This window comes from Streptomyces aurantiaciflavus, from assembly GCF_049808595.1.
GTDB lineage: Bacteria > Actinomycetota > Actinomycetes > Streptomycetales > Streptomycetaceae > Streptomyces.
The window spans coordinates 1-12,863 of the sequence record NZ_JBNCAQ010000024.1; the positions used below are offsets into that span (position 1 = coordinate 1).

A 12,863-nucleotide genomic window follows, 5' to 3' on the forward strand; every position below is an offset into this window, starting at 1 on the left:
AGTGAGCGTTTGGTTCGCTTGTCGGATAGTTCATGGCGAATTTCAGGGGCCAGGCCGAGCGCCCAACCAAGCGATCCGTCGGGAAAGTCGCTTCTGCGGCAATCAGCAAAGCCGCAATGCGCCGGTTTCCTTACGAGAGCTCCTGTCTGGTTTAGAAAGCTACCGGTTCACGCGGGATTGAAAACGCACGCCCCGATGCACCCGACACCCCCGCACACGCCCTGCTCAGACCAGCTGCCACCGCATACGCAAGCATCATGCAGCCCCCACGGCCCTACCCCAGCGACCTGTCCGACGCCCGGTGGGAACTCATCCGGCCCACCCTCGAAGCCTGGCGTCAGGCCCGCAACGGCATCCGCAAACCCACCCACGACCTGCGCGCCCTGATGAACGCCATCCTCTACGTCGACCGCACCGGCATCCCCTGGCGCTACCTGCCCCACGACTTCCCGCCCCACCAGACCGTCTACGGCTACTTCGCCCACTGGGAAGCCGACGGTATCTTCGACCAGCTCACCGGCCTCTTACGCGGCAAAGTCCGCCAGGCCGAAGGCCGCTCAAGCGAACCCAGCGCCTGCCTGATCGACAGCCAGAGCATCAAAACCTCCGCCACCGTCCACCTGACCAGCCAAGGCGTCGACCCGGCCAAGAAAATCATCGGACGCAAACGGCACATCGTCACCGACACACTCGGCCTCCTCCTGGCCGTCGCCGTCACCGCCGCCAGCGTCCACGACTCCGCCGCCGGCACCCAGCTCCTCACCGACATCGCCGCACGCCACCCCACCATCACCAAAGCCTGGGCCGACAACGGCTACAAGACGAAAGCCGTCGAACACGCAGCCCACCTCGGCATCGACCTCGAAATCGTCCAACGCGACCCCACCGCCCGCGGCTTCCACGTCCAGCCCCGCCGCTGGGTCATCGAACGCACCCTCGGCTGGCTCATGCACCACCGCCGCCGCCTCGCCCGCGACTACGAAACCCACCCCCACCGATCAGCCGCCATGATCCAACTGGCCGCCATCAACCTCATGACCCGCCGCCTCACCCACGAAGCCACCCCCAACTGGCGCGACACCTAAGCAAAATGAAACAGACAACCGAGAGCCAAACGCTCACTAAGCTGCCGGTGACGTAGACCGTGTATCGAGGAGTCGCAGACGTGGTGGGTGACGACGACATCTCCGGGTGAGATCCGGATCTGACGGCCACCGGACGCGCTGAAGAAGCGCCGCCGAAGTGGCCCGTTCGTCGTACCCCTCTTCCCCATGTCTGCCCGGGGCGGAGCTGTCTTCGCCCCCAGCCCTCTCGAGGTCGCTTCCATGTCCGACGCCGCCATCGTCTGCTCGAACCTGTCGTTCGCCTGGCCCGACGACACCCCTGTCTTCCACGACCTGTCCTTCACCGTGACCACCGGCAGCACGGGACTGGTGGCCCCCAACGGCTCCGGCAAGAGCACTCTGCTCAAGCTGATCGCCGGCGAACTGCGGCCCGCCACCGGCTCGGTGTCCGTCAGGGGCACGCTCGGTCATCTGCCGCAGAGCCTCCCCCTGACCGGTGACCTCACCGTCGCCGAGGTGCTCGGCGTCGCCGCGGTGATCCGCGCCCTGGACGCCGTCGAGTCCGGCGACGTGAGCGAGGAGCACTTCACCACCATCGGCGACGACTGGGACATCGAGGAGCGCACCCGCGCCCAGCTCGACCGTCTCGGTCTGGCCGGACTCGCCCTGGACCGCAGCCTGAGCACGCTCAGCGGCGGCCAGGTCGTCTCGCTCGGCCTCGCCGCACAACTGCTCAAGCGCCCCGACGTCCTGCTGCTCGACGAGCCGACCAACAACCTCGACCGGGACGCCCGGCACAGGCTGTACGACGTGCTGGCGGACTTCAACGGCCTACTGCTGCTGGTCGCTCACGACCGCGCCCTGCTCGACCGCATGGACGGCATCGCCGAGCTCGGCAGCACCCGACTGCGCTTCTACGGCGGCAACTTCACCGCCTACGAGGAGGCGGTGCGTGCCGAGCAGGAGGTCGCCGAGAAGAACGTCCGCAACGCCGAGCAGGAGCTGAAGCGGGAGAAGCGGGAGCTGCAGCAGGCCCGCGAACGCGCCGAGCGCCGCGCGAGCAACGCCGCCCGCAACCTCAAGAACGCCGGGCTGCCCCGCATCTTCGCCGGCAACATGAAGCGCGGCGCGCAGGAGTCCGCGGGCCGGGCGGGGCAGACGCACGCGTCCCGGGTCGGCGAGGCCGAGGCTCGCCTCGACGAGGCCGGGCGCGCGCTGCGCGAGGAGCAGCGCATCGTCCTGGACCTGCCCGACACGCAGGTACCCGCCGGACGCAACCTCTTCCTCGGCGAGGGCATGCAGGTCCGGCACGGCGGAAAGGCCGTGTTCACCGGGGGCGGCGTCGACCTCTGGGTGCGCGGGCCCGAGCGCATCGCGCTGACCGGGCCCAACGGTGCCGGCAAGACCACCCTGTTGCGGCTGATCACCGGCGAACTCGTCCCGGACAGCGGGCGGATCAAGCGTGGCGATGGCCGCATCGCCTGTCTTTCGCAGCGCCTTGACCTGCTGGACCTGGACCGCACCGTGGCGGAGAACTTCGCCGCGTTCGCGCCCGAGCGGCCCGAGGCGGAGCGCATGAACCTGCTCGCGCGCTTCCTGTTCCGCGGCCCCCGGGCACACCTGCCCGTCGGTGTGCTCTCCGGCGGCGAACGGCTGCGTGCCACCCTGGCCTGCGTCCTGTGCGCCGAACCGGCCCCGCAGCTGCTGCTGCTCGACGAGCCGACCAACAACCTCGACCTGGTCAGCGCGGGCCAGCTGGAGAGTGCGCTCAACTCGTACCGGGGCGCGTTCATGACGGTCAGCCACGACGAGCGGTTCCTCGCCGGGATCGGGGTGAACCGCTGGCTGCGGCTGGCCGACGGAACGCTCGAGGAGACGGGAGCCCCCGCGGTGTGAGCCGCCGGCGTGTGCAGCGGCCCGCGTCCGAGGCCCCGTGCCCGGCGGGCGCACCACCGATCACGTTGGACGGTTCCCTGTGCCCCAGCCCGCTCTGCTCGCCCATGACCTCGTCCGCGACCTGGGCGGCCGCCGCGTCCTCGACGGCGTTTCCCTGACCGCGTCCCCCGGCCACCGCATCGGCCTGATCGGGGAGAACGGCGCCGGCAAGTCCACCCTGCTGCGGGTGCTGGCCGGCCTGGACGAACCCGACGCCGGGAGCGTCTCGCGCCCGGCCGACCTCGGCTTCCTGCACCAGGAGATGCCGTACGACACCGGGTCGACCATCGCCGCGGTGCTGGACGAGGCACTGCGCGAGGCTCGCGAGGACCTCGCGCAGCTCGAACGGCTCAGTGAGGAACTGGCCCGCCTCCCCGAGGACGACCCCGGCCACCCGGACCTGCTCGACGCGTACGGCAGGCGGCTGGAGCAGACCCAGGACCGGGAGTCCTGGGACGCCGACCGCCGGGCGGCCCTGGTGCTGGACGGGCTGGGTCTCGGCGCGCTGGCCCACGACCGGACGCTCGGCTCGCTGTCCGGCGGGCAGCGCGGCCGGCTGGCCCTGGCGGCGCTGCTCGTGCGACGTCCGCCGGCGCTGCTGCTCGACGAGCCGACCAACCACCTCGACGACGGCGCCGCCGCCTTCCTGGAGGAACAGTTGCGCGGCCTGCCCGGGGTCGTGGTCGCCGCCAGCCACGACCGGGCCTTCCTCGACGCCGTGTGCACCGACCTGATCGACCTCGATCCGGCGGTGGACGGACCGGTCCGCCACGGCGGCAACTACAGCGCCTACGTGAGCGAGAAGCGCGCCGAGCGGGAGCGCTGGGAGCGCCGGTACGCCGAGGAGCAGGAGGAACTGGAAAGGCTGCGGCACACGGCGGGGGTGACCGCGCGCCGGGTCGCACCGGACCGGGGGCCGCGCGACAACGAGAAGATGGGCTACGGCCACCGGGCGGGCCGCGTGCAGAGCCAGGTCTCCCGCCGGGTGCGCGACGCGAGCCGGCGGCTCGACGAGCTGGAGCGCACCCGGGTCGCCGCACCGCCGACCCCGCTGCGCTTCGCGGCGCCGCAGCCGGCCGCGCGGACGCAGGACGGCCCGGAACCCTTGGTGTCCCTGCACGACGTACGGGTGCCGGGGCGGCTCGCGCTGTCCGGCCTGGAGGTGTCGGCGACCGAGCGGCTGCTGGTCACCGGCGGCAACGGGGCGGGCAAGTCGACCCTGCTCGCGGTGCTCGCCGGACGTCTCGCGGCCGAGGGCGAGGTGCGCAGGCGGCGCGGGCTGACGGTGGGGCTGCTCACGCAGGACACCGTGTTCGACCGGCCCGACCGCACGGTCCGGGACACCTACGCGCTGGTGCTGGGGCCGGAACGGGCCGAGAGGGTGCCGCTGGTCCGCCTCGGTCTGCTGGCCGAGGCGGACCTGGACAAGTCGGTCGGGCAGCTGTCGGTGGGGCAGCGCCGTCGGCTGGCACTGGCGCTGCTGATGGCGCGGCCGCCCCAGCTGCTGCTGCTCGACGAGCCCACGAACCACCTCTCGCCGCGCCTGTGCGACGAGTTGGAGGCGGCGCTGGGCAGCGGCCCGGGCGCGATCGTGGTCGCGAGCCACGACCGCTGGCTGCGCCGCCGGTGGCAGGGCCGTCAGCTGCGGCTGGAGCCGTGAGAGGGCGCAGCCGGAGGGGGACGGGACGCCGGTCCCCCGGGGTGGGCCGCGGCTGACACCGGCTGCGGCAGCGACGAGCCTTGCGCCTCCCCACAGTCACCTGTCAAGATGGTGATGTGAATCTTGACCATGTCTTCGTGTGCGGGCATCCGGCGCTCGACTTCGCGGCCACGCTGCGCGCCCGGCGCTCGACCCGGTTCGAGATGTTCGCGACGCCGGACCGGCTCACCGCCTGGTACCTGGAGTCCGGGCTCGTGGACACGATCATGCCCGGCGAGGAGGACGACGTCCGGGAGGCGATCGCGGTACGCGAGGCCGTCTACCGGCTCGTCACCAACCGCCGTCTCGGCGAGGACTTCGACCGGGAGGCCCTCGCGGTGCTCAACGCCGCCGCGCGCCAGGTCCCGGCGACGCCGCAGCTCACCCTGGCGGGCCGGCACACCGACGCGACACCCGGGCAGGCCCTGGCCACCGTCGCCCGGCAGGCCGTCGAACTGCTCAGCGGCCCGGACGTCCCGCTGCTCAAGGAGTGCGGCAACCCCGAGTGCACGCGCGTCTACATCGACCGCTCCCGGGGCATGCGGCGGCAGTGGTGCGGCATGGAGTCCTGCGGCAACAAGATCAAGGCGGCGGCCTACCGCGCCCGCAAGAAGACGGCGCCCGTCGCGGCCGGGAGCTGACCCGGCGGCGACCTGTGCGCCCGTCCGGCGAGCCCATGTGTCCGGGCACATCCGCAGGTGGTCCTCGATGTGGGCGCCTTGCGCCACCACCGCCCACGAGCGGTACCGAGGTTGCGCGGACCCGTCCCGGCTGCCGGAGCAGGCACAGGACGAGCCCGCCGCCGTCCAGGCGATGTGCCCCGGCCGGCGCGTTGAGGGCCGGTTACAGGCCCAGGTCGAGGGCGAGGCACGAGTAGTACTTCCATGAGCCCTCGGCGTCGTACGAGGCATCGCCCCTGCCCGGCGCGCCCTGAACCTCTTCGGTCATGTCCTCGAGGCGAACGCGCTCGGGGAGCCTGCCATAGCGTGCGCGCCGCGCCACTGCCGCGGCGGTGTCCGCCGCGAGTTCCTTGTTCATGACCCGTGCTCCATTTCGTCGATCGTCTTCTGGGTCACCGATCAGCACGGTGACGGATGAGAGGGTGTGCACACATGTGTCGCCGGATGGATCGGCGGGCGTCAGATGGTGACGGTCTTGTACTCGGTGTAGGTGCCGAGGCCCACCGCGCCGTACTCGCGGCCGATGCCGCTGGCCTTGAAGCCGCCGAACGGGCCGTCGAAGGCGCAGCATCAGAGGCGGTCGGCGTCGACGACGGCCTGCGCGAAGGTGGTCGGCGCCTCCTGCGGCAGGTTGTGGCCGATGTTCGCGATGGTGCGGTGGTCGTAGGGGCCGGTGAAGTGGTCGCGGTAGGCGGAGCCGTCACCGGCCGGGGTGAAGGGATCGAGGGCCGGGTCGAGGGTGATCGTGGGAACGTGGACCGGCGGCTGGGCGGCCAGCTGCGCCTCGTAGCGGCTGTAGCGGCGGTCCCCCTCGATCAGGCCGATGCGCCAGCGGTAGTTGTACAGGACGATGGCCGCGTAGTCGGGGTTCCTGAAGGCCTGGGCGGTGCGCTGGAAGGTGGCCTCGTCGAAGTCCCAGCCGGGTGAGACGAGCGTCCACACGTAGCGGCACAGGGCGATGCGTTCGTCGACGTTCTCCATCGCCTTCTTGCCGCGCTCGGTGGCGAAGTACCACTGGTACCACCAGTTGTGCTCGACGACCGCGGCGGCGGGCTCCTGCTGCGCCTTGACGTTGGTGACGAGGTAACCGCCGGTCGAGACAAGGGCCTTGACGCGCTCGGGCCACAGGGCCGCGATGATGTCGGCGGTGCGCGAGCCCCAGTCGAACCCGGCGAGCACCGCCTTCTCGATCTTGAGGGCGTCCATCAGGGCGACGATGTCGAGTGCGACGGCGGACTGCTCGGCGGTGCGGGGGGTGCGACGGGACAGGAAACGCGTGCTGCCGTGGCCGCGCAGATAGGGAACGATGACGCGGTACCCCAGGTCGGCGAGGAGCGGGGCGACGTCGACGTAGCTGTGGATGTCGTAGGGCCAGCCGTGCAGGCACAGCACGACCGGGCCGTGGGCGGGCCCGGCCTCGGCGTAACCGATGTCGAGGACGCCCGCCTTGACGTGCTTGAGCGTGCGGAACGCGGTGTGGGTGCCGGGGGTGACGGCGGGCACGGTGAGGGCGGGTGTGCCGCCCCGTGTACGCGAGGCCGTCGCGCCGCCCGCGGCGGACGCGGTGGTCTGCGGGCCGGTCAGCGAGACCGCGGCCGCGCCGGCGCCCAGGCCGACCGCCTTGGTGAACGTACGCCTGTTGATCATGAGAAACCCCTCCGTCGCGTGCTTCCGCTGGTCGCGTGTTTCCGGTGACCGGCCCCGCGGCCGGGAGATCTCCCGCTCGCACCCTCGGATGCGATGGCCGCCGCGGCTTGTGCTGCGACGACCCTCACACACGACGGCGTCACCTGTCAAACCGGTGACGACCGAAGTCACCTTGATCCGCACCCCGGTGAGTGCTCAAGGTGTTCCGGACTCAGCCGACACCCCAGGGAATGCAGGCTGCCCCCAACGGCTGTTTCCGCCCCCGGAGTTGCATGCCGCAGCTACACGCACACCGTCACCACCTTGACGGGTGACATGACGAAGCATCATGATGCCATCACCGTCTCAACCGGTGACGCACAGATCGGGCGCTCCCCGGACCTGAGACCAGACGAAACCTCGACCCGGACAGGGAGCCCCAGCCATGGCAGTCACCTACACCGCCCATGTCGACGTCGACGGAGAAGGCCGCAACGGCGGTCACGTCCGCTCCCTCGACGGCCTCCTGGAGACCCGGCTCGCCATCCCCAAGGAGCTCGGCGGCGCGGGCGACGCGACCAACCCGGAGCAGTTGCTGGCCGCCGGCTGGGCCGCCTGCTTCCTCGGCGCCCTGCGCCGCGCCGCCGCCACCCGCAAGATCCGGCTCACCAGCACGACCATCACCGCCGAGATCACGCTCACCCACGGCGACGACGGCGAGTTCTCCCTCTCCGCGGTCCTCAGCCCCGTCCTCGGCGGTGTGGATCAGGCGACCGCCGAGGAACTCGCGTACGCCGCCCACCAGATCTGCCCGTACTCCAAGGCCACGCGGGACAACATCCCCGTCACGCTCAACGCCTCCGGCGCCGCGGCCTGACCGGCCCCCTGACCGCGGGTCCCGTGCCTCTCCCCCTCCGGCGCGGGACCCGCCCCACTCACTCCGGACGGGAACGGACGAGGACATGCTCCCGATGACCCGAACCGCCCACCGCCCCACCAACCCGCCCCGGCACAACGGCAACGCATCCCCCGATTCCGGGGCCGCCGGGGAACTGCCCACGCTCACTGGCCGTGAATGGCCCACAGACACACGGGTCTGGAGCTGGGCGGTGACCGTTGTGCTGTTCGGGTACGGTCCGGCGGTTTCGAGCTTCGCCCGAGGGTGCAGGAACCCCCTTTTTTGACCGCCGACACGGCCTTCCAGGTTCGCCTTCGCCGTACTTGTGACGATCCCCCCGGGGCATTAGCCGCTACGGCGATCCAGGGTCGAAAGGGATCATGGCCTCTTCGCGGTGCACGTACGCTCGGGATGCGCGCGGCCGACCCGGGGGCGCGCCGGGCCTGTGCCCGAGGCGTTGGACGAAGGGATCGTTCCGCTGTGACGCGTGCTCATGAGGAAGAAGTCCTGGCCCGAATCGCCAAGGGGCTTGTCTACACCGAGTCGGAAGCGGCGTTCCAGGGCCCTCGGCGCCGCACCGAGCAGATCTTCGAGTACAACCACACACCACCGGGCGAAACGGAGAAGCGTCGGTCGCTGCTCGTCGCGATCTTCGGCTCGGTCGGTGAACGCACGGTGCTGCTGCCGCCGTTCCACGCCGGGTTCGGCAGTAACGTCCACATCGGCGACGACTTCTTCGGGAACGTGAACCTCACGTTCGTCGACGACGTGGACATCCGCATAGGCAACGGTGTCATGATCGCGCCCAGCGTGACACTGACCACGACGGGACACCCGGTGCATCCCTCACGACGCGCTGACTTCGGACGGTTCTCGGAACCGATCGTGATCGAGGACAAGGTGTGGATCGGCAGCAACGCGGTGGTCCTGCCCGGCGTTCGCATCGGATACGGGTCGGTCATCGGCGCCGGCAGCGTCGTCAGTCGCAGCATTCCCCCGATGACCGTCGCGGTCGGAACCCCTTGCCGGGTGGTCCGCCCCATCACGGACGAGGAGCTCAACACACGTACCGCCGGGCATTAGCGCTGGCGGCGGAGCTCCAGGACCACCGGCACCGTCGGTCGGGACGGAAAGGCACCTTGGACCTGACGGCCGGTCGGCAAGACCGGTCACCAGGCGGTGCCGACGGGCTCCCCACACCGCATCCGGACGTCCTGGTCAGGCAGCGATGCCTGGCTCTGATTTTCGGAGCGGCTCAACGCAGTCCTACGATCTTGACATGCGTGACAGAAACCCAGCAGCCGAGGAACTGCAGACCGCCCGGTTGTTGCTGCGGCGCCCAACCAAAGCCGATGTCGAAGCGATCTTCGCCATCCACCGCGATCCTGAGACGTGTTCCCACAATCCTTCCGACGCGCTCGGCCGGTTCGAGGAGGCTGAGGCCCTCTGTCAACGCTGGGACGACCAGTGGCAGCGGTACGGATACGGGTACTGGGTCGTCCGGCGTCATGGCTCTGCTCAGCAGCTCGGATTCTGCGGAATCAAGCCCATGGAATTGCACGGGGTACGAGTCCTGAACCTTTTCTACCGTTTTGCCACGTCGGCCTGGGGTCAAGGATTCGCTGGTGAAGCCGCAGCTGCGGTCACCACCTGGGCAGCCCATCAGCTGCCCGACCTCCCGCTGATCGCTCGTGTTCGACCAGCGAACGTTCCCTCCCAGCGCGTGGCGACACGCGCCGGGCTCAGCAGAGCGCCGCACCTCGACACAGAGGGGTACGACGGTTTCGACTGGATCTACGTCGCCCAACCGGCGAACTGGACCACGATCGGACCCGATCCTGAAGTAGGACTGCGAGACGCGAACGAAGCCCGCTAAGAGAGCGTTGGCACCGCTGCACGCCAAGAGCTCGGTCCCGGTGGCGTCGAAGTACAGAGTGAACAACGAGAGCCGGTCTGCTGCGACGATGATCCCAGTACGCAGTTGCTGGCCGCGGTGCCGCGCGAGGATCTCAACGGTCTCGTCGAGGCCGAAGGTCCGTCAGGCGGCGCTTCAACGTGGCGCTCGACCAGATGTGCCCCGCCCGCCAGTGTTGACACCGGCCAGCAGCGGGTGGCAAACCGGTTCGTTACGACGGTACGAGGGACGATCGCCATGACAAGGCAGCAGATCTTGTTCATCCAGGGCGGCGGCGCGGGAGCGCACGACGAATGGGACGACAAGTTGGTCGACAGCCTGAGGCGAGAGCTCGGGGACGAGCACGACGTCCGCTACCCGCGTATGCCCGACGAGGGCGACCCGAGTTACGCCCGGTGGAGCCCGGCGATCCGGCATGAGATGGCGGACCTTGAGGATGGCGCGGTCGTGGCCGGCCATTCGGTGGGCGGGACGATCCTCATCCACGCCGAGGAGCGGGAACGGCCGCCGAGTGCGCGTACGGCCCGTTCCATCACTGGGGGGACTTGTCGTCGCGTCGGCCCGCCAGCCGCAGTGTCGCAAGTGCCGCCATTCCCGCCATGATGCCGAAGGTGAGGGCGGCCGGGACGCCTTCGCCGAGTGGTGAGAACAGGTACACAGGGCCCCACACGGTGACCGTGTCGTCGATCGCCATGTGCAGCACCTGGCTCGCCAGCAGCCCCAGCACGGTTGCGCAGACCGCGCCTGCCGCCATCGCCGGCACCGTGGTCCGGGTGAGCAGCCCGGGCAGCAGCCGCAGCGCCCACCACACCACGGCCAGCATCAGCACGTCGGCGGCTCGGTACAGCAGCCAGTCGCCGAGCGGTGTGGTCGACGGGCCCGTCCAGGCGCCGAGCAGCAGCCACTGGCGCAGCAGGTCGCCCGGCTCGGACAGCAGCCCTCTGCCGCCGAACGAGGTCTGGATCCACGCCGCCACCGACTGGTACGAAAGGATCACCAGCGACAGCGCGATCACCGCGGTCCCTGCGCTCGCGGCCAGGCGGGCGGCGCGCGGCGGCACACTGTGCCGGGGAAGCGGGTCCTCACCCTTGGCGGTGATACGGGCCACGAGCACCGTGAGCGGGGCGGTCAACAGCGCTGCGAAGACCACGACCGGCCCGCTCGACGCGATCACCCCCGCCAGCTGCGGCAGGACCCGGTAGCTGCCGTGCCCCCGGGATGCGATCAGCCAGGGCGCGGATACCGTCACGGCCAGCGTTCCGGCCACCGGGCCCCAGGCCCACAGCGCGAGCAGCGTGGCCGGCGTACGGCCCTGTGTCGGCGGAATCCTGCGGACCAGAAGCAGCGCGCCGGCGACGAAGAACACGAAAACCGCCACGAATCTGATCTGCATCGCCGTGCTGTACAGACCGGCGTACTGGGTACCGCCGCTCAGGGCCCCGTCCCCGCCCGTGCTCGCCGGCCCGTCGGACAGCAGCGCCATCGGGGGGTCGTACGACCAGGGTGCGAGCCATCGCCGGAGTTCGCCCGCTGACTGCACGTCGAACACGCTCGTGGTACCGCGGAGTTGCAGTGCCTGCACGCTCGCCCCCGCCCACCACAGCAACAGTGTGATCAGCAGGCCTCCGACCAGTGCCGGTATCACCGCTCGCCGATATGTCATTGCCTTCCCCGCCCTGGCCCCGTGTTCGTGAGTGTTTCGATCAGCCGAAGAGTAGAGGGTGATGATCGATCGCGGCACGGCCGGCCGCAGGCGGACCGTGCCCTGTCGCACGTCTTTCAGACGTGTCGGGATCCGCATGAGGAAGGCGAGTGGGACGCGGCGGAGGCGGCGAGAAGCGTCGCGGCGGCGAGGCTGCCCCAGAGGGCGGCCGGGCCGTGGGGTGCGAGAGTGGTGATGACCGCCGGGGAGACAGCGAGGCCGAGGCCCGTGGAGAGCTCGAAGCGGGCGAGTGCACGTCCCAGGACATGGGCCGGGGCGAGGTGGGTGACGAGCGCGGTGGCGCTGCCGGCGTAGATGATCTCGCCGATGGTGCAGAGTACGGACACCGCGGCGACGGCGGGGGCAGCCCAGCCGTGTCCCAGTGAGGTGGCCACGAGGAAGCCGAGGTAGGACGCGGCGAGTACCACGCCGGCCAGAGCCAGCACGGTCTGCCGGGAGAAGCGGCGGGACATCAGGACGGTGACCGGGACCTGCAGGGTGACCACCAGCACCGTGTTGGCCACGAAGATGGCTGCCGACCACACCGGGGACGCGTGCACCTGTGTCACCAGGACCAGAGGCAGGGCGATCTCGGGGACGTTGAGGCAGAAGACGTAGACCACGTTGGCGGCCAGCAGCGCGCGCATCCGGGGCGCGGGCCCGTCGTCCCCGTCCTCGACCGGGGTGGCGGCCGGATGCGCGCGCAGCTGGACCGACCACGCCAGGGCCGCCGCAGTGAGATAGGCGAGCCCGGTGACGACTGCGAGCGCCTGCAACGCGGTGGTGCCGCCCGCCAGGCAGGCGGTGGCGATGAGCGCGCCCACGCCCAGCCCCGCGTTGCGCAGGGCGCGGCCTCCCGCGAGAGCGGCGTCGCGGTCGCGGCCGTGGGCGACCGTGGCCACGAGAGCCGCGTGGGCGGCCGGCCATGCCTGGTTGCCGATGCCGAGGAGGAGCGCCGCCGTCGCGAACAGCCAGACGTGCCCCGCCGGGGTGGCCAGCAGCAGCGCCACGCCCAGCACCCGCACCAGCATCGACGCTGCCACGACCGTGCTGCGTGCGCCCCGGTCCAGCCAGCGGCCCACCGCGGGCATGCACCCCAGGCCCGCGACGACGCCGACCGTCATGGCGATGCCGGTGACCGGCGCGGACAGCCTGAGCACCGTCACGCCGTAGAGCAGCAGAAAGGGCCGCAGCAGGCCGGTGCCGAGCGCGTCGACGGCCAGGGCGACGGCATAGCGGGGGCCTCCGGAGGCACGGACGAGGGCGCGGGGCCGGCTCTTGGTGGTGGTTGCCATGGCGTCAAACGGTGCGTTCGGCCGCCGGGCCGGTCACGTCGGTTGACGG

At 70.7% G+C, this 12,863-nt stretch carries 11 protein-coding genes and 1 pseudogene; 7 read left to right on the forward strand and 5 right to left on the reverse strand.

Features of this window, described 5'->3' with window-relative positions; translation table 11 throughout:
- Positions 1-257 precede the first annotated feature (257 nt).
- The 4 genes from ACPT94_RS26700 to ACPT94_RS26715 all read left to right on the forward strand — a co-directional run bounded on the left by ACPT94_RS26700 (position 258) and on the right by ACPT94_RS26715 (position 5,339).
- Positions 258-1,085: an IS5 family transposase gene (locus tag ACPT94_RS26700; protein WP_425247006.1), complete on the forward strand. Its 828-nt coding sequence runs from the start codon at positions 258-260 to the stop codon at positions 1,083-1,085.
- A 240-nt stretch (positions 1,086-1,325) separates the two neighbouring features.
- Positions 1,326-2,960 (forward strand): ABC-F family ATP-binding cassette domain-containing protein, encoded by a 1,635-nt coding sequence (locus tag ACPT94_RS26705; RefSeq protein ID WP_425247007.1) that lies wholly within the window; start codon positions 1,326-1,328, stop codon positions 2,958-2,960.
- Positions 2,961-3,039: 79 nt separating this feature from the next.
- On the forward strand, positions 3,040-4,659 hold the full coding sequence (locus ACPT94_RS26710) for an ABC-F family ATP-binding cassette domain-containing protein (RefSeq protein WP_425247008.1): 1,620 nt from the start codon (positions 3,040-3,042) through the stop codon (positions 4,657-4,659).
- Positions 4,660-4,775: 116 nt separating this feature from the next.
- Positions 4,776-5,339, forward strand: coding sequence for a CGNR zinc finger domain-containing protein (locus tag ACPT94_RS26715; RefSeq protein ID WP_360332901.1), 564 nt, complete (start codon positions 4,776-4,778; stop codon positions 5,337-5,339).
- A gap of 202 nt (positions 5,340-5,541) precedes the next feature.
- Here ACPT94_RS26715 and ACPT94_RS26720 read toward each other — a convergent pair whose 3' ends face one another.
- The 3 genes and pseudogenes from ACPT94_RS26720 to ACPT94_RS26730 form a co-directional block, all read right to left on the reverse strand.
- Positions 5,542-5,736: a hypothetical protein gene (locus ACPT94_RS26720; protein ID WP_360332898.1), complete on the reverse strand. Its 195-nt coding sequence runs from the start codon at positions 5,734-5,736 to the stop codon at positions 5,542-5,544.
- A gap of 101 nt (positions 5,737-5,837) precedes the next feature.
- Positions 5,838-5,942, reverse strand: a pseudogene (locus ACPT94_RS26725) (aldehyde dehydrogenase family protein); the annotation flags it as partial.
- 6 nt (positions 5,943-5,948) lie between these two features.
- Complete coding sequence (locus ACPT94_RS26730; RefSeq protein ID WP_425247009.1) at positions 5,949-7,025, reverse strand: alpha/beta fold hydrolase; 1,077 nt, start codon at positions 7,023-7,025, stop codon at positions 5,949-5,951.
- Positions 7,026-7,449: 424 nt separating this feature from the next.
- On the opposite strand from ACPT94_RS26730, the gene ACPT94_RS26735 reads away from it, so the two are divergent.
- The 3 genes from ACPT94_RS26735 to ACPT94_RS26745 all read left to right on the forward strand — a co-directional run bounded on the left by ACPT94_RS26735 (position 7,450) and on the right by ACPT94_RS26745 (position 9,778).
- A complete protein-coding gene (locus ACPT94_RS26735; protein ID WP_360332892.1) occupies positions 7,450-7,881 on the forward strand; it encodes an organic hydroperoxide resistance protein in 432 nt (143 codons plus the stop codon).
- Between the two features lie 501 nt (positions 7,882-8,382).
- Positions 8,383-8,985, forward strand: a complete 603-nt coding sequence (locus ACPT94_RS26740; protein ID WP_425247054.1) for a sugar O-acetyltransferase — start codon at positions 8,383-8,385, stop codon at positions 8,983-8,985.
- 196 nt (positions 8,986-9,181) lie between these two features.
- Positions 9,182-9,778 carry a GNAT family N-acetyltransferase gene (locus ACPT94_RS26745; protein WP_360332887.1) on the forward strand — a complete coding sequence of 199 codons (597 nt, stop codon included), beginning with the start codon at positions 9,182-9,184 and terminating at the stop codon, positions 9,776-9,778.
- A gap of 571 nt (positions 9,779-10,349) precedes the next feature.
- On the opposite strand, the gene ACPT94_RS26750 is transcribed toward ACPT94_RS26745, so the two are convergent.
- Together ACPT94_RS26750 and ACPT94_RS26755 are read right to left on the reverse strand one after the other, a co-directional pair.
- The gene (locus ACPT94_RS26750; RefSeq protein WP_360332884.1) at positions 10,350-11,480 is read right to left on the reverse strand and encodes a hypothetical protein; all 1,131 of its coding nucleotides are present in this window, start codon (positions 11,478-11,480) and stop codon (positions 10,350-10,352) included.
- Positions 11,481-11,596: 116 nt separating this feature from the next.
- Positions 11,597-12,814 (reverse strand): MFS transporter, encoded by a 1,218-nt coding sequence (locus ACPT94_RS26755; protein ID WP_425247010.1) that lies wholly within the window; start codon positions 12,812-12,814, stop codon positions 11,597-11,599.
- Positions 12,815-12,863: the final 49 nt, after the last annotated feature.